Here is a 25,815-nt window from a genome sequence, read left to right on the forward strand (position 1 = left end):
TCCCCCTGCCCCGCAGCGGCGAATGACTCTCCGACACACCTCATCGACGCGGTTCGAGGACCGCGCGTACCGAAGGGAATGAGACGATGGCGAATCGGACACGTAAGAGCTTGGCGCTTATCGGTATCGGCGCTGCGGCGGTACTGAGCATTTCCGCCTGCACGTCGGACGACAGCTCCGACACCACGATGGATACGACCACCAGCACCATGACCGAAACCACCGCACCGATGGAGACGACCGAGTCGGCCGCGGCGATGCCGGCAGGCCTCGTCGGGCCCGGATGCGCCGCCTATGCAGAACAGGTGCCGACGGGTCCCGGTTCGGTCGAAGGCATGGCGCAGGAGAATGTGACCACTGCGGCATCGAACAACCCGATGCTCACCACGCTCACCGCGGCGGTCTCCGGGCAGCTCAACCCGGATGTGAACCTCGTCGACACTCTCAACGGCGGCGAATTCACCGTGTTCGCGCCGGTGGACGACGCCTTCGCGGCGGTCGATCCCGCGACCATCGAGACGTTGAAGACCGATTCGGCGCTGCTGACCGATGTCCTCACCTACCATGTGGTCCCCGGTCAGATCGCGCCCGCCGATATCGCCGGCGAGCAGACCACCGTTCAGGGCGGCGCCGTCGAGGTCGCAGGCTCCGGTGACGAGTGGACGGTCAACGACGCCAACGTGATCTGCGGTGGCATCGAAACAGCGAACGCGACGGTCTACCTGATCGACGGCGTCCTGATGCCGCAGTAGTACTGCCTCGGCAAGCAGAAGGGAGACCCCATGAGGAAAACAATCATCGGTCTCGCTGCGGCGCTCCTCGCCGCAGCGAGCTCGACATTGGTTGCAGCACCCGCGCAGGCGGCTCCGCTGAACCCCGTTCCGCAACTCGATGTGAGCCGCTACCTGGGCGGCTGGTACCAATTGGCGGCCAATCCGGCGCCGTTCAACCTCGATTGTGTGCGTGACACCACCGCCAACTACTCACTGATCGACGAACAGAACATCCGCGTGGAGAATTCGTGCACCACGATCACGGGTGAACGCCGAGGAATCGTGGGCAACGCGCGGGTCAACGACACTGCGTCGCTTCATGTGTCGTTCCCCGGTGTGCCGACACAGGATTCATTGGACGGGCCGAGCAACTACATCGTCGCGCATCTCGCGGACGACTATTCGTGGGCGCTGGTCGGTGACCCGAGCAGGCTTTCCGGTTTCGTGTTGTCACGGTCCCCGGTGGTGGACGCGGCGGGCTGGCAGGAGATCCGTGCAGTCGTGGAGAGCGAAGGCTACAACTCGTGCCTGATGCTCACCTCTCCCACGACGGAAGGGCTTCAGGAGATCAAGCCGCTCTGCACTGTATGAGCGAAGCGGAAAGGCCGGTGACGCAGAGCGTCATCGGCCTTTCCGTGTCATCGGCCTTTCGGTGCTGTTCCGGCAATGTTCTCGAGCATGCCTGCGAAGATGATTCCGTGGAACGGAAGAAGTGAGTACCAGTACATGCGGCCGGCAAGACCTTTGGGAAAGAAGACGGCGCGCTGGTACAGGCGGGTGCGGTCGGTGCCGAGAGGTTCGACCCGCCATTCGAGCCATGCGCCGCCCGGCGCAAGCATTTCCGCTCGCAGCCGCAACAACTTCGGGCGGTCGATGCGCTCGACCCGCCAGAAATCGAGTGCATCACCGGTGTGCAGGGTCCGGGGATTCCGCCGTCCGCGGTTCAGTCCCACTCCGCCCGCGAAGCGGTCGAGCCAGCCGCGAATCGTCCACGCCAACGGGAATGAATACCAGCCGTTCTCACCGCCGATTCCTTCGACGACATCCCACACCGCGTTCACGTCGGTATCGCAGTCGAGGCTGCGCTCATCCGTGTAGACGACCTCCCCGGCCCACTCCGGATCCGACGGTAGCGGGTCGGCGGGCGCACCGACAGGCGACGCATTCGCCCAGGTGGTTTCCACTTCACCGCGTTCGATACGTCCCAGTGCCAATGCGACGGCGTCGCGGTACCCGGTGAGCCCGCCGCGCGGCGGCGCGATCGCCTCGTCGACGGCGTGATCGTCCATCACCGCATCGTTTCCCAGCGATTCGATCAGGGTGCGGCCCAGGGACGGCGGGATCGGAGTGACCAGGCCGATCCACAGGCCGGCCAGTTTCGGTGTGAGAACCGGAAGCACCAGGATCCTGCGACGGTGCAATCCCGCGACGTCTGCGTAGACCTGCATCATCTCGCCGTACCGCAGCACATCGGGCCCGCCGATGTCATAGGCGCGGCTGCTCGGCAGCGGGGCGGTCGCTGCGGCAACCAGATAGTGGAGCACGTCCCGGATCGCGATCGGCTGGATCCGGTTGTTCACCCATCGGGGTGTCGTCATGACGGGCAGGCGATTGCTCAGATGCCGGATCATCTCGAATGACGCCGAACCCGAACCGATCACCACGCCCGCCTGAAGCACCAACGTGGGTACCCCGGACTCGAGCAGGATCCGGCCCACCTGTGCTCGCGACTTCAGGTGCGTCGACAACTCCGCGGACTTCGGGTGCAGGCCACCGAGATAGACGATTCTCCCCACATCTGCGCTGCGTGCGGCTGCGGCGACGTGTTCGGCAGCGCGTCGTTCTGCGTCGAGGAATTCGCCGCGACCACCCATCGAATGCACCAGATAGTAGACGACGTCGATGTCCCGGCATGCCCGCTCGAGCGATTCGGGATCGCCGAGGTCGCCGCGCACCACCTCCACATCGCCGGCCCACGGCACGTCGCGGAGTTTGTCTGGATTGCGCGCGAGAACCCGCACCCGGTGTCCCGCTGCGACCAGGCGAGGTGCGAGCCGGCCGCCGATGTACCCGGTAGCCCCAGTCACGAGGATGCGCAGCGACTGCCCGGGCGACTCGGCGCGACCTGTTTCGGTCATGACGCCGCCAGCAGGTGGCCGAGCTGGTGGCGCAGGCAGTCCTCGAGGGAGGCTCGGCGGAATGTGTGCCCGGCGTCGAGCAGGCGCCGGGGTACGACGTACTGGTCGGCGGTCGCCAACTCGCGGGCACCTTGCTCACCGAGCAGCAACTTCGGACCGAAGCCCGGGACGGGCACCAACGCCGGACGGTGCAATACATCCGCCAGAACTCGCGTGTATTCCTCGTTTCGGACCGGTTCCGGCGCAACAGCATTGACAGGGCCCGACAACGCCGGGTCGTAGAGCGCGCGATGGTAGACGTCGAGCAGGTCGTCGAGATCGATCCATGACAACCACTGCCTTCCGCTGCCGAGGCGCCCACCGAGACCTGCGGCGAACAGGGGCCGCATCAGCTGCAGCGTGCCGCCGCGCGGGGTCTGCACCACCCCGGTACGCACATTGACCACGCGCAGCCCCGCGTCGGCCGCGGGTGCGGTGGCGGCCTCCCAATCGGTCACCACATCGGTGAGGAAACCTCCTCCACCCGTGGAGTGCTCGTCGAGTGGTTCGTCGCCTCGGTTGTAGCCGTACAGTCCGATCGCCGACGCACACACGAACGTTGCGGGTCCGTTCGCGGTCCCGGCGGCGCGTTCGGCGAGCCGTCGCGTCGGCCCGATGCGGCTCTCGCGTATGGCGGCCTTGTGCGAATCGGTGAACCGGCCGGCGATCGACGCGCCGGCCAGATGGACTACTGCGTCGACCCCCTCGAACAGGTCGGGGGCGGGTGACTCGGGATCCCAGCGGCGCTCGTCGTCGCCCTGTGCCAGACGACGCACGAGGCGGATCACTCGGTATCCGCCCGTGCTCAGGAACGCGGTCAGTGCCGTGCCGACGAGCCCGGTCGTGCCGGACACCGCGACGGTCGCGGGCCGCACTCCCTGCTCGCGTGCCCAGCGGTGCCTCGCGAGGTCGTCGGCGAGCTGGCGGTGCCGATACCGGAACGTCTGGAGCAGCAAGCGCTCGGGGATCGGAGTGTCGACGCGATCGGTCACACGGGTGCGGTTGTCGTCGACCTTCTCGAACCGGTGTTCGTGACGCCACGAGCGGACAAGCCCTGACGGTAGCGACATCACCCCGTCGCGGCCGAGTGCATCGACGAAGCGAGCCGGTGGATCGTAGGCGTCCCGCTGATGGTCCGCGACCCACCGCAAGCCCCCGGGCAGTCCGAGGACGGCGCGTCCGTCCGCGAGGGATTCGGCCTCGGATACGACGCTCATCGGCTGCCACGGCGGTAGCAGGCGATGGATCGCGCCGCGCCGCGTGTGCCAGTCGAACACGTCGTCGCGGGACGCATCGACGATGCTGCTGTACTCGATTCCCATCGTGCCTCCGTGGATCGTTCCGCCTGTGTTCCATTCGGAGCCGGTCGCTCGGCGGATGGATCAGCCTCGGGCGGAGATCTCTCCGTATCGTGCCAACGCCACCTGTCGCTCGTGGGCATGATCGACCATCGGCTCGGGATATCCGGGCGGTGGGCCGTCCGGCAGCCGATGGACACTCTTACCCGCGATGCCGCCCAACTCGGGTACCCAGCGGCGCACGTAGTCACCCTTCGGATCGAACTTCTCGCCCTGTGAGGTCGGGTTGAAGACGCGGAAATAGGGTGCGGCATCGGTGCCGCAACCGGCCGTCCACTGCCATCCGTGCTGGTTGGATGCGAGATCTCCGTCCACGAGGTGCGACATGAAGTGCTTCGCGCCCCACCACCACGGCAAATGCAGATCCTTGGTGAGGAATGACGCGACGATCATCCGGAGCCGATTGTGCATCCAGCCTTCCGCGAGTAGTTGCCGCATGCCCGCGTCGACGATCGGGAATCCGGTGCGGCCCTGCTGCCACGCGGCGAAGGCACGCTCGGCGTCCGGCCCGGTGTCGTAGCGGATGCTCTCGAACCGGGGGTTGTAGTTGCGGTATGCGGTGTCGGGGCGGTGGTGGAGGACGTCGGCGTAGAAGTCGCGCCAGCACAGTTCGCTGCGGAAGGCCACGGCGCCGGGGTCCGAACGGCCGCGCAGATCATGGAGCAGGGTGCGCGGGTGCAGGCACCCGAATTTGAGGGCGGCGGACAACCGGCTCGTGCCGTCGAGATCGGGCCGGTCGCGGTCGGTGTCGTATCTTTCGAGCTCGTCGTCGCGGAACTCCCGCCACCGACGCAGCGCAGCCTGTTCACCGGCCGGGGGCAGCGTGATGTCGGTGTCGTCGTCCGGGATGTCGACGCGCAGGTCGATACCGTCCGGGTCCAGCCACGACACGGTGGAGACGTCGGTAGTCGCGGGTGAGCGCCACCCGTGGTCGAGCCACGCGCGCCGGAACGGGGTGAACACTCGGTACGGTGTGCCGTCGTTCTTGACGACGCGGCCGGGTGAGACCGCGTACGGCGAGCCGGTCCGGACCAGCGGCACATCACCGAGCGCGGTCTCGACCGCTCGGTCGCGGCGCGATCCGTACGGCGCGTGATCGGCACTGATGTGCACAGCACCCGCATCGAACTCGCGGGCGATCTTCGGTACCACGGTGGCGGGGTCGCCGCGGACGACCAGCAGCCGCCCGCCGAGGTCGTCGTCGAGAGCGCGCAGACATCGCAGCAGAAATGTGTGGCGGGGTCCGGTTGCCGCGAACCTGTCGTCGAGCACGAACAGCGCGACCACTCGGCCGGCATCGGCGGCACTCGACAGGGTGGGCATATCGCTCAGCCGCAGATCGCGGCGGAACCAGACGACTTCGGTGGTACTCACCCGTCCAGTGTGCGTGGAGGGGGATGGGTGACAATGGCGAACATGGCCGATGCGTTCGAAGTTCCCATCCGTGACGACTCGATCAGGCTCGGTCAGTTCCTGAAACTGGCGAGCCTGATCGACTCCGGTGCCGAGGCCAAAGAGGTGATCGCCGACGGTCTCGTCTCGGTCAACGGTGAGATCGAGGTGCGCAGGGGCAGGCAGTTGCACACCGGCGACGTCGTCGAGATCGGTGGAGTGAGCGCGCGGGTGGCCCGCGACACGTGACCGGTCAGTCTGCCGCGCGGACGACCACGCCGTCATGATCGCTGTAGACGATCTCGCCCGGGTTGAACGTCACCCCGCCGATCTCGACGGGCACGTTCTTCTCGCCCGACCCGGTCTGGGTGCTTTTGCGCGGGTTGGTGCCCAGCGCTTTGACACCGATGTCGAGGGTGCGCAGGATTGCGGAGTCGCGGACGGCACCGTTGATGATCACGCCGGACCAGCCGTTGTCGACTCCGCGTCCGGCGATGATGTCGCCCACGAGGGCGGTATGGATGCTCGCGTCGCCGTCCACCACCAGGACACCGCCGTTGCCCGGCTCGGACAGCGTCTGCTTGACCAGCAGATTGTCCTGGAAGCAGCGGATCGTCGTGATCGGTCCGGCGAACTCGGCGCGGCCTCCGAACTGGATGAACTGGGTGTCGCAGCTGCGGATGTCGGGGCCGATCTCGTCGGCGAGGTCGGCGGTCGCGGTGAATTCGATGGCTTCGCTCATGGGGGGAGGATAATCCCTGTGCAGGCGCCCCTCGATGATGGTGACGACGGCCACGGGCTCACTTCGCCGCAAATGGGTAGATTCTTGTATTCTTACTGGCCGGTTTCGACCATGACGGATACAGGACGGTGACATGCCTCTCGACGCCCGATCGGCCGTTGTTCGCGTGCCGAAAGCCGGTGAGTTGATCGCCGCGAGTCTGCGTCGTCAGATCATCACCGGTGAGCTGGAGGCAGGTGAACCGCTGCCCAACGAGGCCGCTCTGATGGAGCGATTCGGGGTGTCCCGGCCCACGCTGCGCGAAGCGTTCCGAATCCTCGAATCCGAAGGCATCATCACCGTGCTCCGCGGTGCGCGCGGCGGCGCGCGCGTCCAGGCGCCCGATGGATCGACGGCGGCCCGGTACACGGGCTTGATCCTGCAGTACCGCGGTGTTCCCCTCGCCGACGTCTACCGCGCACGCACCGAACTCGAGGTCGCGGCTGTCGGGTTGATCGCCGCAGACCCGGGCGACCGCATCGACGCACTCGCAGAGGTCGTCGAGCGCGGCGACACCCTGGTCGACGACCCGCACGCGTTCGTCAAATATGCGAGCGATGTGAACCGCACGATCATGGAACTCGGCGGCAATCAGACGATGTCGACGCTCGCGAGCATGCTGCTCGACATCATGGACGCGCACAACGCGCTGTTCCTGTCGACGCGGACGGAGCGGGACAGTCCGGGGACGGCCGTCGCGTTGCGCGCCAACCACAAGCTCGTCGAATTGTTGCGCGCTGGGGAACCCGGTGCGGCGGAGGCATTCTGGCGTCGTCACCTGGACAGCGTCGAGCGCTACATGACCGGCGACTCGGAAACCACTCTCGTCGAAGTGCTGTCGTGATCAGCTGCCGGTCGCGGTCAGCCACACCAGTGCGACGTTCAGCGCAACGATGAGGCCCGCGGTGAGCCACGCGGCTGCGGTCACCGCCCGGGCGTTGCGCATCCCGCCCATCACTGTTGCGTCGGAGGTCAGCCGCACGAGGGGAATCACCGCGAACGGGATGCACATACTCAGCACCACCTGACTGAGTACGAGCGCGAAGGTCGGATCCACGCCGACGGCGAGCAGGATCAGGGCGGGAATCATCACGACCACGCGCCGGATGAACGGGCGGATCCGGATGTGGAGCAGACCCGCCATGATCTCAGCGCCTGCGGCCGAGCCCACGGCGGTCGACGCCAGTCCCGACGCGAGCAACCCCACCGCGAACGCCGTCGCGACTGCGGGGCCGAGGGCATCGGTGATTGCAGCGTGTGCGCCCTCGATGGTGTCGGTGCCGGGCGTGTCGCGCAGGGCGGACGCTGCGAGGAGCAGCATGCCGATGTTGACGCTGCCAGCGACGAACAGGCCCCCGGCCACATCCCATCGGGTCGCGCGTATGACGCGGTCGAGTTTCGGTCCTGGTTCGACTTTGCCGTGCCGTCCGCGTGACAGCGCCGAATGCAGATAGATCGCATGCGGCATCACGGTCGCGCCCAGCATCGACGCGGCGAGCAGGACGGTGTCGGTGCCTGCGAATCGGGGCACGAGCCCGGCGGCGGCATCGATGGGGGAGACGTCGGTGAACAGCAGACCGCACAGGAACCCGATGGTGATGATGGCCAGCATGCTCACCACGACGTACTCGAATGTTCGCTGACCTCGACGGTTGTGCACCGACAGGATGACCATCGACACGGCGCCGGTGATCAGGCCGCCGACGAACAGCGGGAGCCCGAACAGCAGGTGCAGGGCGATCGCCCCGCCGATGACTTCGGCGACGTCGGTGGCGATTGCCATGACCTCGGCCTGGATCCAGAATGCGCGACGCGACGGGGTGCGGAGCCGGTCGCCGAGTAGTTCCGGGAGGGAGCGTCCGGTGACGACACCGAGTTTGGCAGACAGATACTGGACGAGGATCGCCATCGCGTTCGCGACGACGAGTACCCACAGCAGCAGGTAGCCGTAGCGGGCCCCCGCGGTGAGGTTGGCGGCGACGTTACCGGGATCGACGTAGGCGACGGCCGCGACGAAGGCGGGGCCGACGAGTGCGGCCAGACGCGGAGTTGCCGTTGTGCGCGTCGTGTTCAGCGGCCGAACCGGCGCTCGTAGTCGGCGCGTTCGCGGTCCGCGCGGGCGCGGGCCTTCGCGCCGAGCAGCGCGGGATCGAAGCCGTGCTGCTGGAGGCGATGACGCTGCCAGATCGGCATGAGTGCGACGGAGAAGTAGATCCACGGCAGCAGCAGGAGCAGCATCATCGACAGCGGCATCCAGACCGGGCCGGGGATGAGCAGGAACAGCAGCAGGAACGGGATGAGGGGAAGGTTCCACCGCAGCAGGTACCGCCTGGCTGCCCCCGGGCCGACGATGTCGTCACGCACCCACTCGCGCATCTCGGTGGGCAGCGTGCGACCGAACATGTAACCGATCCGCTGAGGCAAATTAGGTCGCGCGCTACTCATATTGCCCAGGATAGAGCGTCACTCGTAGAGGCGCGTCAGGCTGTCCGAGAATGTATCGACCACCACTTTCCTGCGCAGCTTCATACTGGGCGTGAGATCGCCTTCTTCGACGCTGAGCTCGCGCTCGATGATCGTGAACTTCTTGATCTGCTCCCATCGATTGAGCTGCAGATTGAGCGTGTCGATGTCCTTCGAGATCAGTTCGCGCGTCTTGTCGTGTTGCGTGATCTCGGAGAACGAACTGCCGTCGAGTCCGTTCTTGCTCGCCCATTCCGTGACGGCCTCGGCGTCGAGCGCCACCAGTGCGACGCAGTACGGCTTGCCCTCACCGTGGACGATGATCTCCGCCGCGTAGGGAGAGATGCCCTTGAAGGTCGCTGCAATCGCCGACGGCGCGACGTACTTGCCCTGCGACGTCTTGAACATGTCCTTCTTCCGGTCGGTGATCTTCAGGTAGCCGTCGTCGTCGAGGCTGCCGATGTCGCCCGTGTGGAACCACCCGTCGGACTCGAGCGCTTCGGCGGTCGCGTCGGGACGGTCGTGGTAGCCGGTCATCACGCCGGGGCCCTTGATGAGCACTTCGCCATCGTCGGCGATCTTCACCTCGGTGCCGGGGAGAGGCCAGCCCACCGTGCCGAGCCGGTTGGCCTGGGGGCGGTTGACGCAGGACGCCGCCGATGTCTCCGTCAGTCCGTAGCCCTCGAGTACAGGAATGCCGACGGCGTCGAACCACTGGGCGACGTCGGGATTCAGTGCCGCCGAGCCGGAGATGAAGAAGCGGAGACGACCGCCGAATCGTTCCCGGATGGTCGAGAGCACCAGCTTGTCGGCAACCTTGTGCTGGGCCGAGTCGAGCAGGCCCGGTGAACGTCCGCCCTGGCGCGCCTTCGACACGTTGGTGCCCACGCCCATGGCCCAGTCGAAGAGCACCTTCTTGATGCCGCCCTCTTCGTTCATCATCCCTTCGACGCGCGCGTGGGCTTTCTCGAAGATGCGAGGAGCCGCGCCCATGAACGTGGGGCGCACGACGGCGAGATTCTCGACGATCTTGTCGACCCGCCCGTCTACCGCGGTGGGGAAGCCCATCTGCAGCGGCAGCGTCAGCAGCACCTTGCCGAACACGTGCGACAGCGGAAGCCAGAGGTACTGCAGATCGCCGGACCCGAGAAGACCGACGGAGTCGACCGCGGCGGCCTCATACGTCCACGCCGAATGCGGCAGGCGCACGCCCTTCGGCTTGCCGGTGGTGCCGGAGGTGTAGATGACGGTCGCAAGGTGGTGGGGCTCGATGCTGTGAATCCGGTCGATCACCACACCCGAATCCTCGGCGAGACGAGCCCGGCCGAGCTCTGCGAGCTCGTCGAATCCGATCACCCAGTCGCCGTCGCCCGATCCGTCGATCACGACGACCTTGGCGACATCCGGAAGTTCACTGCGATGCTGAAGGAGTTTGTCGACCTGCGTGTGGTCTTCCGCGATGACGATGTGGCTTCCCGAGTTCGCGACGATGAACGCGACATCCGGTGCGTGGGTGGTGGGATACACCGTCGTGGTCGCGCCGCCTGCGCACATCACCGCGAGATCGGACAGCACCCATTCGTAGCGGGTCGACGACGCCAGCGCGACGCGGTCTTCGAGGCCGAGGCCCAGCGACAGCAGCCCGGCTGCGAGGAGGCGGGCCTTGTCGCCGGTCTCTTCCCACGTGGAGCTCGTCCACCCGCCCTTGCCGTCGGGGTAGCGGAAGGCTTCTTCGTCCGGGGTTGCGGCGACGCGGTCGATGAACAGCCGAGCAACGGACGGCGCCCGCTTCTCGATCTTGGCGTGATCGACTTTTTCCTCGGACGCGCGCATCGTGGTCATTGCCCCAGTCTAGAAGGGGAGAACTCCGGTTACGCGCTGTTCCGGCGACCACGCTCGACTATTTAAGGTAGCGCTTATATAGTCGGGTGGTGCACGGGTTCGAGGTTCTGTCGGATCCGGTCCGCCGCCGGATACTCGAAATGCTCTCGGAGGGCTTGCGGTCGGCCGGAGATCTCGGCGACGTCATCGGCGGTGAGTTCGGGATCTCGCAGCCGGCTGTCTCGCAGCACTTGAAAGTATTGCGGGACAACCATTTCGCTGTGGTTCACCGTGACGGAAACCGGCGCCTGTACGAATTGGATACCGGGGCCTTGACCGAACTCGAGGACTGGCTCGCCCGGCTGCGGCCCCGTCCCACCCCAGCGCTCGATGCGCTCGGCACCGAGATCGCACGAGGCAAACGCGCACGCCGCATCCATACCGACAACTCTGCCGACGAACAAAGGAGAACATCATGAAGGACGTGAAGACCAGGGCCGAGACTCTGCGGCGCACGATCGGGCACCGCGTCGTCGACGGCAAGGACGCCGCTGTCGTGACGGTGTCCCAGAGTTATCCCACCGACGCCGACGACCTCTGGGATGCCTGCACCAACCCCGAGCGGATTCCGCGCTGGTTCCTGCCGGTCAGCGGCGAGTTGCGTGTCGGCGGCCGGTACCAGCTCGAAGGCAACGCCGGCGGGGAGATCCTCACGTGCGCCCCTCCGAAATCGTTCTCGGCGACGTGGGAGTTCGGCGGGGGCATGAGCTGGATCGAGGTGGCGGTCATCCCCGAACCGGGCGGGTACGCGCGCTTCGAACTCGCGCACATCGCCCACCCCGAAGGCGACCACTGGGAGACGTACGGTCCGGGCGCCGTCGGCATCGGATGGGACCAGGCACTTCTCGGTCTCGGCCTGCACATCGATACAGGCGATGCGGTCGATCCTTCCGAGTTCGAGAAATGGTCGCTCTCGCCCGAAGGGCTCGGTTACGTCCGGGAATCGGGAAACGGCTGGTATGACGCGGATGTGGCCGCGGGAACCGACCCGGATGCGGCACGCGCACGGGCCGATCGCACCATCGCTTTCTTCTCGGGTGAGTGAGCAGGCTGTGACAGTGGCCATGCCCACGCGGTAGTTTGGTGTAACTCCGATTTCTACTCACTGGTAGGGGTGCGACATGCCTGCTCCAAACGCTGCGACCTTCACGAGGCTCGCCGACCTCATCGCGATCGAGGACAGCTCCTCGCGACCCACGCGACCCGTCGTCGAGGCCTTCACCGGCCGTGAGATCGCGACCGTGCCCGTCGGCACCGCCGACGACGCGAAAGTCGCGATAGACCGCGCGCGGAAGGCGCAGGTCGCGTGGGCGAAGACGCCGGCTGCGGAGCGCGCCGAGATCTTCCACCGCTATCGCGACCTGCTGATCTCCAAGCGCGAGTCGCTCATGGACATGGCGCAGGCCGAAACAGGTAAATCGCGGGCATCGGCGCAGGAAGAAGTGCTCGACATCGCAATGACCGCGCGCTACTACGCACGCACCGCCGCGAAACTACTGCGCCCACGCAGCGCCACGGGAATGCTCCCCGTCCTGACGAAGACCACGGTGCGGCACCACCCCAAGGGCGTCGTCGGGGTGATCGCGCCGTGGAACTACCCGATGACGCTCGCCGTCTCCGACGCGATCCCCGCGCTGCTCGCGGGTAACGCGGTGGTGCTCAAGCCGGACAGTCAGACCCCGTACTGTGCACTTGCGGTTGCCGACCTGCTCTACGAGGCGGGGCTGCCGCGCGACCTGTTCGCCGTCGTGCCCGGGCCCGGTTCGGTGGTGGGTACCGCACTCGTCGAGAACACCGACTATCTGATGTTCACGGGTTCCTCGCAGACTGGTCGTCTCCTCGCCGAGCAGGCGGGACGACGTCTCATCGGTTTCTCCGCCGAACTCGGCGGCAAGAACCCGATGATCGTCACCGAAGGTGCAAACCTGCGCGAAGTCACCGAGGCCGCGATGCGCGCGTGCTTCTCGAACTCCGGTCAGCTGTGCATCTCGATCGAGCGGATCTACGTCGAGAAGTCGATCGCGCCCGAGTTCCTGCGCATGTTCGGTGATCGGGTGCGTAAGGTCGCGCTCGGTGCGAGCTACGACTTCGGCACCGAGATGGGATCGCTCATCAACGAGGACCAGGTCAAGACCGTGTCGGGGCACGTGGACGACGCCGTCGCGAAGGGCGCGACCGTCGTCGCCGGCGGGAAGGCGCGCCCGGACCTGGGGCCGCTGTTCTACGAGCCCACCGTCCTGACCGACGTCCCCGAAGACGCAGAGTGCTACGCCGAGGAGACGTTCGGTCCGCTCGTATCCGTGTACCCGGTGGACAACGTGGAAGAAGCGATCCGACGCGCCAACGACACCGAATACGGCCTCAATGCGTCGGTGTGGGCACGCACCAAGGCGGAGGGCGAGGCGATCGCCGCGCGCATCCACGCGGGCACCGTCAACGTCGACGAAGGATATGCACCCGCGTGGGGGAGCACCGACGCCCCGATGGGTGGCATGGGTATTTCCGGAGTGGGGCGGCGACACGGACCGGACGGCCTGCTCAAGTACACCGAGGCGCAGACGATCGCGACGACGCGCGTGCTCAACCTGGACGGTCCGCGGGGGTTGCCGAAGAAGGTGTGGGCGAAGGTGCTGGCGCCGTTCGTCGCTGCGATGAAGTGGTTGCCGGGGCGGTAGTGCTCACTGGTCCGCGACAGGTGTCTTCCGTTCGATGGTCGTCGCGAGCGGTTTCTCGATCACGAAGAACAGGCACACTGCCGCGATGAGCGCGAGCGGCGCGATCGCGAGGTAGATCGGGGTGAGCGCCTCGTTGTACGACTCGATGACCGCCAGGTTCAGCGAGTCGGGCAGGGCACGAACAATGGATGGTGTGAGCGAATCCGCGTGGATCCCGTTGTCGGCCGCGTCGGGGACTCGTTCGGTGATCAGCGTGGCGACCCGGGTGGTGAATACGCTGCCGACGACACCGACGCCGAGTGTCGCGCCGATCTGGCGGAAGTAGTTGTTGCTCGCCGTGGCTGTACCGACCTCGTCGATGGGGAATGAGTTCTGCACGACGAGGACCAGCAGCTGCATGGAGGTGCCGAGGCCGAGGCCGAGGAGTGCCACGAAACATCCGAGAAGCCACAGGGGGCTGTCGACGGTGAGTGCCGACAGTAGGACCATGGCGGCTGCAACGAGAATCGCTCCGACGATCGGCCAGTTCTTGTAGCGGCCCGTGCGGGTCACGTGGCGGCCGAGGAGCGTGGAAGTGACGAACAGCGTGCCCATCATCGGGAGCATCATCAGCCCCGCTGCGGTCGCTCCCATGCCCGCCACCATCTGTAGATAGGTGGGCATGTATGACGCGACACCGAACAGCGAGACGCTGATGAGGAGCCCGGCGAGGGTGCACAGGTTGAAGTTCCGGTCGCGGAACAGATGCAGCGGGATAACGGGTTCCGCAGTCCGGGATTCGATGAACAGGAACAGCACTACTGCCACGAGGGTCGCGGCGATCATCGTGACAATGGTGGGTGATGCCCACGGGAATTGCGCGCCGCCCAGCGTGGCGACCAGCACGAGAAGTGTTGTCGCGATGGACAGCACGGCCATCCCGGCGACATCGATCCGGGGCCGCGACCGCCGACGCTCTGGGAGGCGAAGGAAGAAGGCTGCGGCGAGCAGCGCGAGTAGCCCGATGGGGATGTTGATCCAGAACACCCAGCGCCATCCGGGGCCTTCGGTGAAGAATCCGCCCAGCAGTGGGCCACTCACGGATGACAATGCGAAGACGCTACTCATGATGCCCATGTACTTGCCGCGTTCACGGGCGGGGATGACATCGGCGATCGTCGCCTGCGACAGGATCATCAACCCACCGCCGCCGAGGCCCTGGATGGCTCTGCCGGCGATGAGCCAGACGATGTTCGTCGCGGTCGCGCTGACCACCGATCCGATCACGAAGACGGAGATGGCGACCATGAGAATCGGTTTGCGTCCGAGGAGGTCTCCGAGCTTGCCGTAGATCGGCATCATGATCGTCGACGCGAGAATGTAGGCGGTGATCACCCACAGCATCAGGTCGGCGCCGTGCAGTTCGCCCACGATGGTGGGCAGCGCGGGGTTGAGGACGGTCTGGCTCAGCGATGCCGAGAGCATCGCCAGCAGCAGCCCGGCGAAGATGAATGCGATCCGGACGGGAGGCGCCGACGATTCCTGTTCGGTCTTCGAGGTTTCGGTGGTCACGATCGCGTGACGTTTCTGAATTGGGTGCATTTCCGACGCAGAACTGCATCTGCATCGGTTTCCTCGAGCTCCGCGCGGGTGAGGATCGGGCGCATTGCCGCCCGCATCACGGCTCCCGCGACGGTAACGACCATTTGCGCTGCCTCTTCGGGAGATTCGTCGGGATGGTTCGCAGTCCAGCCGCTGGAGGCGACGAGTCGTTCGGTGACGAACTCGGTGACGAGCGCCTGCACGTCGTCGATGTATCGGAAGCGGCGGCGCGAGAGTTCGGGATGGCGCTCCATCAGATCGGCGTATTCGGTCTGCGTGATCTGTTTGTGGTTGGTGGTGCGGAAGACCGTCAAGAGTAGGAACGCGACTTTTTCGACGAGGTCGTCACCCGGCTCGATGAAGAATTCGTCGAGGACCGTGTCGCTGATGACTGCGGCGCGCAGGCCCAGCACGGCGTCTTCCTTCGACTTGAAGTAGTTGAAGAAGGTGCGTGGTGAGACGTAGGCGGCGTCGGCGATCGCTTCGATGGTGACGTCCGACAGGTGGTCGTGCGTCGCGGCTGCGTTCGCGGCGGCGAGGTGGATTGCCGTCCACGTGCGGGCGCGCTTGCGCTCGCGATGCGATACCTGATCGGTTGCAGTCATGAATATTTACATTATGGCAACTACCGGTGGATGCAAATCGGATTCTCGGATCTCGCAGGGAGGCCGAGAGCCTCTACCGGCACGACAGCGTCTGCGGGAACCGCTGCACGAAAAGACAGAAACATCCTTTCCGGAAGGGTGTTTCTGACTTTTTCTGCGGTAAATCTGCTGAACGCCTCAGGCGCCCTGGTGCCTGGCGAGTGAATACTCGAGTTTCCGCAGCAACTGCACCAGCTCGCTCTGGTCGTCCTTCGACAGCTCGGCGAGCATGCGGGTTTCGTTCTCGAAATGAGCGACCGCGACCTCGTCGATGAGCTTCTTTCCTGCCTCGGTGAGCTCGGCATGCACGATGCGCCGGTCGTCGGCGTCGCGTTCACGTCTCACCAATCCCGCCTTCTCGAGACGGTCGATGCGGAGGGTGACGCCACCGGTGGTCACCAGCGAGCTTTCGGCGAGTTGTCCGGAGGTCATGCGATAGGGCTCGCCGGCGCGGCGCAGTGCAGCGAGGACATCGAACGAGGCCATGTTGATGCCGTACTCGTCGAAGATCCGCGCGATGGTGCTCTGATAGCGCAGGTAGGTGCGGTGGAGGCGTCCGAGTACCTCGAGGGGCGTGACGTCAAGGCCGGGCCATTCGCGAGCCCACTGACTCACGATGTCGTCGACGGCGTCATGGTCGGGTACGTTGTCGCGCCCCACGCGTGCCTCCTCGTGTCCTCGGCTTGCCGCTCGATTGTTGAGCGCCAAAGCATTGTTCACGATACGGCGTGCGCGGGGCGCGTGGGGACGCCAGGGATCAGTGTGGTGCCGTGGCAGTGGCGACTGCGTCGATCTCGACGGTCGCGCCGTACGGAAGCGCACTCACCTCGACGAAGGTCCGGGCCGGGCGTGGTTCGGCGAAGAGCCGCTCGAACTGGCGGTTGGCTTCCTCTCTCAGCGACAGATCGGTGACGAAGTAGGTGAGTTTGACGACGTCGGAGAGCTTTCCGCCGACGACGGCGAGCCGGTCGGTCATGCGGTCGATCGCGGCGTCGAGGGCTTCGGTGCGGCCCTCGACGGCGATGCCCTCGGGATCGATGGACAGTGCGCCGGAGACGAAGACGAGCCCACCGGCGACGTAGGCGGGGCTGTACGGATGGTGAGAGCTGACGGAGGTGAGTGACATCGGTGATCGCTCCTGAGGTCGGGTCGCGGTTCACCAACTATCTTAGCGCTAAAATATAATTGTGAAGCGGACTTCTCATACCGATACGGACACGTCCACCGCGTCGTCGTAGAAACACACGTGCCCTGCGATCGGTTCCATCCCGGCGAGAGGTTCCTCGTACGACCACGCGACGTTCTCGGCGGGTTGCTGCCCCGAGAACGGTTGCTCCGTGAACGACCAGTACCGGGCCGTGCCCTTGTACGGGCATCCCGTCCGCAGCACCGATTCCTCGAGCCGGGAGAAATCCACATCGGCAGGGGGAATGTAGTAGCGCGTCGGCAGGCCTGTCTCGAAGACCAGCACCGGGTTGCGCGTCTCGGCGACGACCGTGCCGTCCACCGTGACACGGACGTGGCGAGAACTGGGGAGCGCGTCGACACGATGGTGCGGGTCGCGTGGATGGGTGAACACCTCGGCCTCCTCCTCGAACCAGTGCTCGTCCTCGTCGACGTACACCGTGTCGCCCGGTTCGGGCTCACCCTGCCGGAACCATGCGAAGGCCAACCGGTCGTCGAGACCGTCGATGTCCAGCTGGAACACCGGCGAATACGCGCGCTGGTCGTCGACGACGATGTCGTACCACTGCCACACATCGGGGCGGCTGCGGCTCGGTGACAGCGACGCCGACAGCAGATCGAAGCGCACGTCGTCGCGCGGGAACGCATAGAACGGCACGGGTTTGCCCGGCGCCCACACCAGCACCGCGCGGGTGCTGTCCACGACCGTCCGCCCGAACCACATCCCCCGGATCCTGCGCTCGCAGGGTTCGTACAGGTAGTTGTCGGATTCGAGGGTGGGCCGGGGCGTGGCGATCTTACGGGCAGACATACATCGACCGTATCGCGCATGAATACCGCGCGGCCGTATCCTGCGGCGTCCTGGCGAGGCGATCTGCGGGATACGCTGCTCGGCGATGATCGACGACGCGCTCGAACTCATCCGGACACTGGTGGGAGTCACGGTGCTCGCAGCCGTGGCCACCGCCGCCCTGTGGGCATTCGGTGTTCCGTATCGGTTTGCACCGGTGTATGCAATCGCACGCGGCACAGTGCAACTCGCATTCGTTGCCCTCGTGCTCACGGGAGTCATCGCCGACGCCCGGTGGGTCGCGCTGGTGCTCGTGGTCATGTTCGGCGTTGCGCTGTGGACCGCGTCGCGGCGGGTCGGGCGAGGAATCGGGACGACAGTGATGGTCGGTGTGGCCATGTTCGTCGGAATCGGTACCGCCCTTGCCATCGTGTTCGTCAGCGGTGCCATCGAGCTGACACCCCGCTACGCCCTCGCGCTCGGCGGCATTGTGATCGGCGGTGGGATGACGGTCGCCGGACTTGCCGGCCGGAGATTCACCGAGATTGTCGACGACCGGTGGGCCGAGGTCGAAGGGTGGCTCGCACTCGGCGCGACCATGCGGCAGGCAACGCTCGGCCACGCCCGGCTCGCGGTGCGGGCAGCGCTGATCCCGTCCCTCGACCAGACGAAGACCACCGGACTGGTGACGCTGCCGGGGGCCTTCGTCGGCGCGATCTTCGGCGGGCTGTCGCCCCTCGAAGCCGGTCGCTTCCAGGTGGTGGTACTCGCGGCGATCATGGCGGCGGGATCGATCACCGCGGTGGTTCTCGCGATCGGCCTCGGCCGTCTGCAGGTGCGTCCGATGCCCCGGGGGTGAGCTGCGGTATGAATTGAGTCGATGTCGATTTCGACCTGGAGGTGCACAGGGATGATGCTCGTAGCCAACCGCGGTGAGATCGCGCTGCGAATCATCCGTACGGCCACCGAGCTCGGTCTCGATACCGTCGCCGTCTATGCGGAGGACGATTCCGCGAGCCCCCACGTCAGTGCCGCCACCAGGGCTGTTCCGCTCGTGGGGTCCGGTCCCGCCGCCTATCTCGACCAGGACGCGATCCTCCGCATCGCCCGCTACACGGACTGCACCCTCGTCCATCCCGGCTACGGCTTCCTCAGCGAGAACGCCGCGTTCGCGGACCGCTGCGCCGACGCAGGCGTGACGTTCGTCGGACCCGACCCGGAAGCGCTGCGTACCTTCGGCGACAAGCAGACCGCCCGCGCCGCTGCGGCAGGTCTGGGCATTCCCGTGGTGCCCGCGTCGGGTTCGGGTGACCTGGAGGAACTGCGCACGTTCCTCGCGCAGCACCCCGACGGCATCGTCGTCAAAGCTCGCGCAGGAGGCGGCGGCCGAGGAATGCGGATCGTGCGCGACGCAGACGACCTCAGCGACGCCCACCGGTCGGCCGCAGCCGAAGCGCTGGCCGCCTTCGGCGACGACCGCCTCTACGCGGAAGCGCTCATCGCGGCGGCCCGCCACATCGAAGTGCAGATCGTCGGCGCACCCGACGGCGTCGGCGGGACCGTCGCGCGTGTACTCGGCGACCGTGACTGCAGCGTGCAGCGCCGCCACCAGAAACTCGTCGAGATCGCTCCCGCCCCCGCGCTGAGCGCGGCGCTGCGACGCGACCTGCACATCGCGGCCGTCCGGCTCGGCGTCGGCACGCATCTGCGCGGGCTGGCGACCGTCGAGTTTCTGGTGGCAGGGCCGACGATGGTGTTCCTCGAGGTGAACCCGAGGATCCAGGTCGAGCACACCGTCACCGAAGAGGTCACCGGCATCGATCTCGTGACCGTGCAGATCGCGGTCGCGCGCGGAGCCGTGTTCGACGAACTGGACCTGCCCGACGGCATCACCGCGGACTCACACGGTGTCACCGGAGCACCTACCCGTGCCAGGGGAGTGGCTGTGCAGGCACGCATCAACACCGAGACGTTGCGTCCGGACGGGCAGACCGTCGCCGCGACCGGAATCCTCACCGCATTCACTCCGCCTTCCGGGCCCGGGATTCGCGTCGACACCCACGCCCGCCCGGGGCTCGAAGTGGGTGCCCGCTACGACTCGCTGCTCGCGAAGGTCATCGCACACGTGCGGGTCTCCGATCCTGCCGCCGCGTTCCGCAAACTCGATGCCGCGCTCGGCGAGTTCATTGTCGACGGTGTCGCCACGAACCGGGATGTGCTCCGGAAGGTACTGACCGACAGGGAATTTCTATCCGGTCAGGTCACAACGACGTGGCTCGGTGAGCGTCTCGCAGAGTTCGTTGCCCCGCACGTGGACACGGCAACCTCGGAGCAGGTACCCGAACTGAGCGCCGGTGAGCATGCGGTGTGCGCCGAAATGGTGGGCACCGTCGTCGAATCCGCTGCCGAGGGCGACACCGTGCAGTCGGGCAAACCCATCGTGATCCTCGACGCGATGAAGATGCAGCATGCGATCACCGCGCCGGGCACGGCCACCGTGGTCCGGATGCTCGTGCAGCCCGGGCAGACGGTGCAACCCGAAACGGTGCTCGCCGTGGTCCACCTCGACGACGAATCCGGGTCGGACACCGCCGCAGATACATTCGACCTCGATGACGAGCGCGCCGACCTCGACGAGATCCGTGCGCGACACGCTGCCACGCTCGACGCCGCCCGTCCCGATGCGGTCACCCGCAGACACCACCGCGGCAGGCGCACCGCGCGCGAGAACATCACCGATCTCGTCGACGCCGACAGCTTCGTCGAGTACGGCGGTCTCGTCCTCGCCGCGCAACGCGCACGCCGCAGCGAAGAAGACCTCATCGCGAACACCCCCGCCGACGGACTCGTAGGAGGCACGGCACGCATCGACGGAGCCGACGTCGTCGTCATGTCGTACGACTACACCGTGCTCGCCGGAACCCAGGGCAGGTACAACCACAGCAAGACCGACCGGCTCCTCGAACTCGCCGCGCGCCGCGAGGTTCCGGTGGTGCTGTTCGCCGAGGGCGGCGGCGGCCGGCCGGGCGACGTCGATGTAGCGCACGGCGCGGGCCTGGAACTGTCGACCTTCCGGTCGATGGCGGCGCTACGCGGTCGTGTGCCGACTGTTGCCGTGGTGTCGGGCCGGTGCTTCGCGGGCAACGCCGCACTCGCCGGGGTGTGCGATGTACTCATCGCGACGCCCGACGCGAACATCGGGATGGGTGGGCCCGCCATGATCGAGGGCGGCGGACTCGGAGAGCACCGGCCCGAAGAGATCGGTCCGATCGACGTGCAACGCCGCAACGGCGTCGTCCACCTCGCCGCGCGCGACGAGGAGCATGCCGTCGCGCTGGCCCGGCAGTACCTGTCGTATTTCACCGTCGAGGCAACCGGATTCGAGGCGCCCGATCCGCGTCTCGCGCGACACGTGGTTCCCGAGAATCGCCTCCGCGCCTACGACGTTCGTGCCGCTCTCACTGCGGTCGCCGACGTCGATTCGGTGCTCGAACTGCGCGCGGACTACGGAGTCGGTATCGTCACCGCTCTCGTGCGGGTCGAGGGCAGAGCCTACGGTGTGCTCGCGAACAGCAGCCACCATCTCGGGGGCGCGATCGACGCCGAAGCCGCCGACAAGGCCGCTGACTTCCTCGAACTGTGCGAAGAGCATCGGCTCCCCGTGGTGAGTCTGTGCGACACACCGGGTTTCATGGTCGGTCCGGAATCGGAGAAACAGGCGACGGTACGGCGATTCGGCCGGTTCTTCATCGCGGGTGCGCGCTTGACGGTGCCGTTCGGCACGATCATCCTCCGCAAGGGATACGGGCTCGGTGCCATGGCGATGGCCGGTGGATCGTTCCACTCACCGCAGTTCACGATCGCATGGCCGACCGGCGAGATCGGCGGGATGGGACTCGAAGGCGCGGTGCGGCTCGGCTTCCGCAAGGAACTCGATGCCGCGCCCACCGCGGAGGCTCGCGAGGAACTGTTCGGGCAACTGGTCGCTGCGGCGTATCAGCGGGGTAAGGCACTGCAGGCGGCGACGATCTTCGAACTCGACGACGTCATCGACCCCGCCCACACCCGAACCTGGATTTCTCGGCTGCGATAGGGGTACTCCACCGCCATGGTCACGTATCCCGGGGCTCAGGAATATCTCCCCGACACCCTCGACCTCCTCTCGCTCGAGACAGCGGCCCGGGGGTGTCGCGGGTGCGACCTGTTCAAGGCCGCCGAGCAGACGGTCTTCGGGGCCGGCCCGGAAGACGCACGTCTGATGCTCGTCGGCGAACAACCCGGCAACGAAGAAGACCTCGAGGGGGAGCCGTTCGTCGGCCCCGCAGGCCGATTGCTGGACAAGGCGCTCGCAGCGGCCGGTATCGAGCGCGACACCGTCTATGTCACCAATGCGGTCAAACACTTCCGATTCGACCGGGCTGCGCGCGGGAAGCGGCGCATCCACAAGAAACCGTCGGGCGGGCAGATCCTCGCGTGCCGGCCATGGCTCGCCGCGGAACTCGACGTGGTGCGCCCCGATGTCGTGGTGTGCCTCGGTGTGACGGCTGCCCGCGCGTTGATCGACAAGGATTTCAAGCTCACCGCGCATCGGGGTGAGGTGCTGCAGCTCGACGGGCAGGTGCGGGGCACGATCGACCCGACGGTGGTGGCCACGATCCATCCGTCGGCGGCGTTGCGCGCCCACGTGGACCGCGACGACGTCTTCGAATCACTCGTGCGTGATCTTCAGCGTGCCGCCGGGTTCCTGTGAGCGGCGATCATGCGGTGGTGGCGAGCGCGGCTGCGAGCCCGAACGCCACCGACATCGCACAGACTTCGATGACGGCGTTGCGCAGGGAGGTATCGGCGGCGGCTCGGTGCACTTCGGCCGCGGGCACCCATGTGCGTCGCCAGATCCACGCCAGCGCGAGCAACGCCACGAGCACCGCCACCTTGGCGAGCAGGACGCGCCCGTAGCCGGTGTCGACGAGCGCGGCGACCGATTCGAGGCGAACCGCCCCGTCGATCACGCCGGTCACGCCGACCACGACGACGCATATCGTCGCGAGCTTCGAATAGCGCGGCAGCAGCCGGGACCAGGCCCCGCGGCCCCGGACCAGCAGGGCGAGCGCGGTGAGCACCCCCAGCCAGACCGCGGCCGCGAGGACGTGCGCCGCGTCGAGCAACGACCCGAACGGCTGCTGCGACATATGCCCCGTGACGGGTCGTGCTACGAGAGCGAGAGCCGCGGCGACGAGCACCGGCGCGCTCGACCACGACGCTTCGAGCCGGAAGGCGAGGGCAGCGGTGACGGTGACCGCGGCGACGCAGACCCATGCGGCTCCCGCGACCCGGCCCGACCCTGCGGTGCCCAGATATTCGACGAAGAGTCCGGAGCTGAGCCGGACCACGGGCACATCGACGGTCGCGGCGGCCTCGAGGACGAGCTGAACGGTTTCGAGGAGCAACCACACCCCGCCGAGCACGGTGAGCGCGCGCCACACGTCCTCCGCCGAGACATCAGGGCGTCGTTCACCGCGTGTCATCGTGGCGAGCACGGCGACGCCGAGCACTGTGGACCCGACACACAGCGACAGCGCCCGAATCCAAGCCGACAGCTCCGAGGTGGCCAGCAGCTTCCCGAGCGCGACCCCCGCGACGGCGCCGGCGGCGGCTCCGAGGAGCCACCGCCGGCGAACGATCGGCACGAGTGTCAGGCCTTCGGCTTGCGCAACACGAACCACAAGGCAGCGACGACCACGACCACACCTGCGACGACGAACCACCACACGGCGGGACCCCCGTCGTTGCCGGTATCGGCGTCGGATGCAGGCGCGGCATCGCCAGCCGCGGCCTCACCGGGGGTACCGGTGCCTTCTTGGGTAAGTGTGAAGGTGCGTGTGCCGCTGACGGGATGCCCGTCGGCCGACGTCACGCGGTAGGCGATCGTGTATTCACCGACCGGGCCGAGACCGTCGATTCCGACGCTGACCGTGGGTCCGTCGACGATCGGGTCGCCCTTGGACCACAACAGGCCATCGGGCCCGACCACGGTGAGCGCTGCGAATTGCTCCTGCAACGCTTCGTTGAACGTCACGCTGACCTGCTCGGGCGCTGTCGCGATCTGCTCGCCCTGTTCGGGAGAACTACCGAGGACCACCGAGTGCGCCGCGGCGGGTCCTGCCGCGAGCGTCAACGCGCCGACGAGCGCGACGAGAACAGTGACGAGACGCTTCCTGATTCCGGTGTCCGTCATGCTCGCCGTCCCCGGATCACAGCGCCCAAGCCCAGTGCGGCGCCGAGCGCGCCGAGCACCAGACCGATGCCGCCGAGCCACCGCGCGGTGTTGTCGGTGCTGCTGCCCGACTCGGTGGTCGCGGTGGTGTCGGTGCTGTGGGCAGCACCGCTTGCGTGCCCGTCACCGCTGCTCGCTGCAAGTGTGAGGGAGGGCGCGGGCTTCTCCGGTTCCTCGTCGCCGGTTGCGATCTGATCCCACGCGACGACTTCCCCGTCGCTGTAGGTCTGGGTTGCCGCGAACGCTACTTCGTCTTCCTCGGGGAGCGGCCCGACGGAGAGGACGAACTGCTGGAACTGGCCCGGCCCGACTTCGACGCCGGGGTCGGCAGTCCAGGTGACCGACGTTGCGAGCTGCGTCTCCGGGTTCTTCTCGACTGTTGCCGTCCATCCGGGCAGCGGCTCGGTGCGAGCGGACCGCAGACCGGGCAGTTCGACGGTAAGAGCGGTGGTGCCTGCCGTCTCGGACTCGGTGGGGACGCGGAATGTCAGGACGGAGTAGCCGCCTTGCTCGGCGCCCGGAGCGACGACGGTGACGTGGGCGGCAGCGATGCCGGAACCGGCCAGCAGCAGCGCCGCGGTGGCACCGGAGCCGACGACGGCCCGGATGAGGGTGTTCTTCATGAAGATGTGGTTGCTTTCTCGAAAGAGGATCAGGACACGGCGAACCGCGCGCCCGGTGGGCCTCGTCGAGAGATGCCGGAAGGGAAAGATCTGACGATGTAGTTGTCGGTGTCGATGCGCGGTACGAGAACCGTGGATGCGGTAATCGCGGGACGCCACGCCCGCACGCGCCGAACAACCGAGGTACACGCAGCGTAGAGGCGGTCGGCGATGCCGATCAGCAGTGCGCACCCGCCGACGGCGACCGCGTGCGCGGCCAGCATCGCCGGAGAGAGATGCAGGTGCCCGTCCGTCAGCGACGACAGGACGAGGTGGGTTCCGAGCTGGCCGGCGGCAAGCAGCGCGGCCGGTGACGTCCTGGGTCGCCCGGCCCCCACGATGCCGACCCCGACGGCAACCGCCGTCAGCAACGCGACGGCGGGGTTCGTCGGTATCGAACCTCCGGCCGCACCATGCGCTGCGACGGCGAGCGCCGCGGTGGAAACCCCCGCGGTGCCGCCGAGCAGGGCCGGGTTCGTGGTCACTCGGGTGTCAGCGCACGCCGAGACGGGCCAGCAGGTCCGCCTCGATTCCGTCGAGCTCGCTGCCGATAGCGGTGTGCGCCGCCTTACGACGCGCGGCAGGCATCTGCTCTGCGGCAGACACTGCAGCGGTCAGGTCGGTGAGGCGACCACGGATGGCCTCCGCGAACTTCTTGGTCTCGGCGTCCTTGGAATGCAGCTCCTCGGTTTTCGTGACCGACTGCTCCGCCGCCGCGATGCGGGCGCTGAGCCGCGCGCCGTGACCGGTGAACTCGCCGAGCTGTTCGACACCGACACCGAGTTTGTGGGCGCGGCGGACGTCGAGTTGCCCGCGGACGGCAGTCGCGGCCTGGTAGACGAGGGGCGCGAGCACGGGCACGAGCAGGCGGGCGACTCCGAGGTAGCGACGGATCTTCGCCGCGGTCAGGCCTTGATTCTCGGCAGCCTTCTTCTGAGCCTTGAGGGTGGCGATCTGCTCTTTTTCTACCTTGGCCTGCGACTTCACGAGCTCCTTGTCGAGCTTGGCCTGCGACTTCGCGAGTTTGTTGGCGAGCTTTTCCTGGGACTTCGCTGTGCGCCGATCACTCTTGTACTGGTTCTTCGCGCCGAGCTTTGCCTCGAGCTTCGCCTTGTGCTTGAGAGCAGTGGCCTCCGCCTTGCGGGTGGCACGCCGCTTCCGCCGTGTGAACAACCCCAT

At 66.8% G+C, this 25,815-nt stretch carries 27 protein-coding genes; 10 read left to right on the top strand and 17 right to left on the bottom strand.

Annotated features, from left to right (window positions below):
* The first annotated feature begins 86 nt into the window (after positions 1-86).
* Together HCA61_RS16095 and HCA61_RS16100 are read left to right on the top strand one after the other, a co-directional pair.
* On the top strand, positions 87-752 hold the full coding sequence (locus HCA61_RS16095) for a fasciclin domain-containing protein (protein ID WP_169689175.1): 666 nt from the start codon (positions 87-89) through the stop codon (positions 750-752).
* A 30-nt stretch (positions 753-782) separates the two neighbouring features.
* A complete protein-coding gene (locus tag HCA61_RS16100; protein ID WP_169689176.1) occupies positions 783-1,364 on the top strand; it encodes a lipocalin family protein in 582 nt (193 codons plus the stop codon).
* Between the two features lie 47 nt (positions 1,365-1,411).
* On the opposite strand, the gene HCA61_RS16105 is transcribed toward HCA61_RS16100, so the two are convergent.
* From HCA61_RS16105 to HCA61_RS16115, 3 genes are read right to left on the bottom strand one after another with little or no spacing between them, the layout of a single operon-like run.
* A complete protein-coding gene (locus HCA61_RS16105; protein WP_169689177.1) occupies positions 1,412-2,911 on the bottom strand; it encodes an SDR family oxidoreductase in 1,500 nt (499 codons plus the stop codon).
* Positions 2,908-4,272 carry a TIGR01777 family oxidoreductase gene (locus tag HCA61_RS16110; protein WP_169689178.1) on the bottom strand — a complete coding sequence of 455 codons (1,365 nt, stop codon included), beginning with the start codon at positions 4,270-4,272 and terminating at the stop codon, positions 2,908-2,910. Before HCA61_RS16110 ends, HCA61_RS16105 begins: the two co-directional genes overlap by 4 nt.
* Before the next feature lie 60 nt (positions 4,273-4,332).
* Positions 4,333-5,682, bottom strand: a complete 1,350-nt coding sequence (locus HCA61_RS16115; RefSeq protein WP_169689179.1) for a deoxyribodipyrimidine photo-lyase — start codon at positions 5,680-5,682, stop codon at positions 4,333-4,335.
* A gap of 33 nt (positions 5,683-5,715) precedes the next feature.
* On the opposite strand from HCA61_RS16115, the gene HCA61_RS16120 reads away from it, so the two are divergent.
* Positions 5,716-5,949 (top strand): RNA-binding S4 domain-containing protein, encoded by a 234-nt coding sequence (locus HCA61_RS16120; RefSeq protein ID WP_169689351.1) that lies wholly within the window; start codon positions 5,716-5,718, stop codon positions 5,947-5,949.
* A gap of 4 nt (positions 5,950-5,953) precedes the next feature.
* On the opposite strand, the gene rraA is transcribed toward HCA61_RS16120, so the two are convergent.
* On the bottom strand, positions 5,954-6,442 hold the full coding sequence (rraA, locus tag HCA61_RS16125; RefSeq protein WP_169689180.1) for a ribonuclease E activity regulator RraA: 489 nt from the start codon (positions 6,440-6,442) through the stop codon (positions 5,954-5,956).
* 133 nt (positions 6,443-6,575) lie between these two features.
* Between rraA and HCA61_RS16130 the strand changes: the two genes are divergently transcribed.
* Positions 6,576-7,325 (top strand): GntR family transcriptional regulator, encoded by a 750-nt coding sequence (locus HCA61_RS16130; RefSeq protein ID WP_169689181.1) that lies wholly within the window; start codon positions 6,576-6,578, stop codon positions 7,323-7,325.
* Here HCA61_RS16130 and HCA61_RS16135 read toward each other — a convergent pair whose 3' ends face one another.
* The 3 genes from HCA61_RS16135 to HCA61_RS16145 are packed head-to-tail and all read right to left on the bottom strand — an operon-like array spanning position 7,326 to position 10,786.
* Positions 7,326-8,555, bottom strand: coding sequence for an Nramp family divalent metal transporter (locus HCA61_RS16135; protein ID WP_169689352.1), 1,230 nt, complete (start codon positions 8,553-8,555; stop codon positions 7,326-7,328).
* Positions 8,552-8,926, bottom strand: coding sequence for a DUF5313 family protein (locus HCA61_RS16140; protein WP_169689182.1), 375 nt, complete (start codon positions 8,924-8,926; stop codon positions 8,552-8,554). The genes HCA61_RS16135 and HCA61_RS16140 overlap by 4 nt, the downstream gene beginning before the upstream one ends.
* 18 nt (positions 8,927-8,944) lie before the next feature.
* Positions 8,945-10,786, bottom strand: a complete 1,842-nt coding sequence (locus HCA61_RS16145; RefSeq protein ID WP_169689183.1) for a long-chain fatty acid--CoA ligase — start codon at positions 10,784-10,786, stop codon at positions 8,945-8,947.
* 89 nt (positions 10,787-10,875) lie between these two features.
* Between HCA61_RS16145 and HCA61_RS16150 the strand changes: the two genes are divergently transcribed.
* The 3 genes from HCA61_RS16150 to HCA61_RS16160 all read left to right on the top strand — a co-directional run bounded on the left by HCA61_RS16150 (position 10,876) and on the right by HCA61_RS16160 (position 13,500).
* Complete coding sequence (locus HCA61_RS16150) at positions 10,876-11,244, top strand: metalloregulator ArsR/SmtB family transcription factor (protein ID WP_169689184.1); 369 nt, start codon at positions 10,876-10,878, stop codon at positions 11,242-11,244.
* A complete protein-coding gene (locus HCA61_RS16155) occupies positions 11,241-11,870 on the top strand; it encodes an SRPBCC family protein (RefSeq protein WP_169689185.1) in 630 nt (209 codons plus the stop codon). Before HCA61_RS16150 ends, HCA61_RS16155 begins: the two co-directional genes overlap by 4 nt.
* A 76-nt stretch (positions 11,871-11,946) precedes the next feature.
* On the top strand, positions 11,947-13,500 hold the full coding sequence (locus tag HCA61_RS16160; RefSeq protein WP_169689186.1) for a succinic semialdehyde dehydrogenase: 1,554 nt from the start codon (positions 11,947-11,949) through the stop codon (positions 13,498-13,500).
* 3 nt (positions 13,501-13,503) lie between these two features.
* On the opposite strand, the gene HCA61_RS16165 is transcribed toward HCA61_RS16160, so the two are convergent.
* The 5 genes from HCA61_RS16165 to HCA61_RS16185 all read right to left on the bottom strand — a co-directional run bounded on the left by HCA61_RS16165 (position 13,504) and on the right by HCA61_RS16185 (position 17,721).
* Positions 13,504-15,051, bottom strand: coding sequence for an MDR family MFS transporter (locus HCA61_RS16165; protein ID WP_346777571.1), 1,548 nt, complete (start codon positions 15,049-15,051; stop codon positions 13,504-13,506).
* Positions 15,048-15,686 (bottom strand): TetR/AcrR family transcriptional regulator, encoded by a 639-nt coding sequence (locus HCA61_RS16170; protein WP_169689188.1) that lies wholly within the window; start codon positions 15,684-15,686, stop codon positions 15,048-15,050. Before HCA61_RS16170 ends, HCA61_RS16165 begins: the two co-directional genes overlap by 4 nt.
* Positions 15,687-15,863: 177 nt before the next feature.
* Positions 15,864-16,385, bottom strand: coding sequence for a MarR family transcriptional regulator (locus HCA61_RS16175; protein ID WP_169689189.1), 522 nt, complete (start codon positions 16,383-16,385; stop codon positions 15,864-15,866).
* 97 nt (positions 16,386-16,482) lie between these two features.
* Positions 16,483-16,851, bottom strand: coding sequence for a RidA family protein (locus HCA61_RS16180; protein ID WP_169689190.1), 369 nt, complete (start codon positions 16,849-16,851; stop codon positions 16,483-16,485).
* 75 nt (positions 16,852-16,926) lie between these two features.
* Positions 16,927-17,721 carry a DUF427 domain-containing protein gene (locus HCA61_RS16185; RefSeq protein ID WP_169689191.1) on the bottom strand — a complete coding sequence of 265 codons (795 nt, stop codon included), beginning with the start codon at positions 17,719-17,721 and terminating at the stop codon, positions 16,927-16,929.
* A gap of 85 nt (positions 17,722-17,806) precedes the next feature.
* Between HCA61_RS16185 and HCA61_RS16190 the strand changes: the two genes are divergently transcribed.
* Genes HCA61_RS16190 through HCA61_RS16200 form a run of 3 tightly spaced genes read left to right on the top strand, consistent with a single transcriptional unit; the run spans position 17,807 to position 22,450 of the window.
* Complete coding sequence (locus HCA61_RS16190; RefSeq protein WP_169689192.1) at positions 17,807-18,559, top strand: ABC transporter permease; 753 nt, start codon at positions 17,807-17,809, stop codon at positions 18,557-18,559.
* A 51-nt stretch (positions 18,560-18,610) separates the two neighbouring features.
* Positions 18,611-21,793: a carboxyl transferase domain-containing protein gene (locus HCA61_RS16195; RefSeq protein ID WP_169689193.1), complete on the top strand. Its 3,183-nt coding sequence runs from the start codon at positions 18,611-18,613 to the stop codon at positions 21,791-21,793.
* Positions 21,794-21,808: 15 nt separating this feature from the next.
* Positions 21,809-22,450, top strand: a complete 642-nt coding sequence (locus HCA61_RS16200; RefSeq protein ID WP_169689194.1) for a UdgX family uracil-DNA binding protein — start codon at positions 21,809-21,811, stop codon at positions 22,448-22,450.
* Positions 22,451-22,457: 7 nt separating this feature from the next.
* On the opposite strand, the gene HCA61_RS16205 is transcribed toward HCA61_RS16200, so the two are convergent.
* The 5 genes from HCA61_RS16205 to HCA61_RS16225 are packed head-to-tail and all read right to left on the bottom strand — an operon-like array spanning position 22,458 to position 25,815.
* Positions 22,458-23,387 (bottom strand): CopD family protein, encoded by a 930-nt coding sequence (locus tag HCA61_RS16205; RefSeq protein ID WP_169689195.1) that lies wholly within the window; start codon positions 23,385-23,387, stop codon positions 22,458-22,460.
* Positions 23,388-23,392: 5 nt separating this feature from the next.
* Positions 23,393-23,935 (bottom strand): copper resistance CopC family protein, encoded by a 543-nt coding sequence (locus HCA61_RS16210; RefSeq protein ID WP_169689196.1) that lies wholly within the window; start codon positions 23,933-23,935, stop codon positions 23,393-23,395.
* Entirely contained in the window at positions 23,932-24,597 is a 666-nt protein-coding gene (locus HCA61_RS16215) for a YcnI family protein (protein ID WP_169689197.1), read from the bottom strand. The genes HCA61_RS16210 and HCA61_RS16215 overlap by 4 nt, the downstream gene beginning before the upstream one ends.
* A 29-nt stretch (positions 24,598-24,626) precedes the next feature.
* Entirely contained in the window at positions 24,627-25,121 is a 495-nt protein-coding gene (locus HCA61_RS16220; RefSeq protein WP_169689198.1) for a hypothetical protein, read from the bottom strand.
* Between the two features lie 7 nt (positions 25,122-25,128).
* Positions 25,129-25,815: a DUF6474 family protein gene (locus HCA61_RS16225; RefSeq protein ID WP_169689199.1), complete on the bottom strand. Its 687-nt coding sequence runs from the start codon at positions 25,813-25,815 to the stop codon at positions 25,129-25,131.

The organism is Rhodococcus sp. HNM0563, assembly GCF_012726195.1.
Lineage (GTDB): Bacteria > Actinomycetota > Actinomycetes > Mycobacteriales > Mycobacteriaceae > Rhodococcus.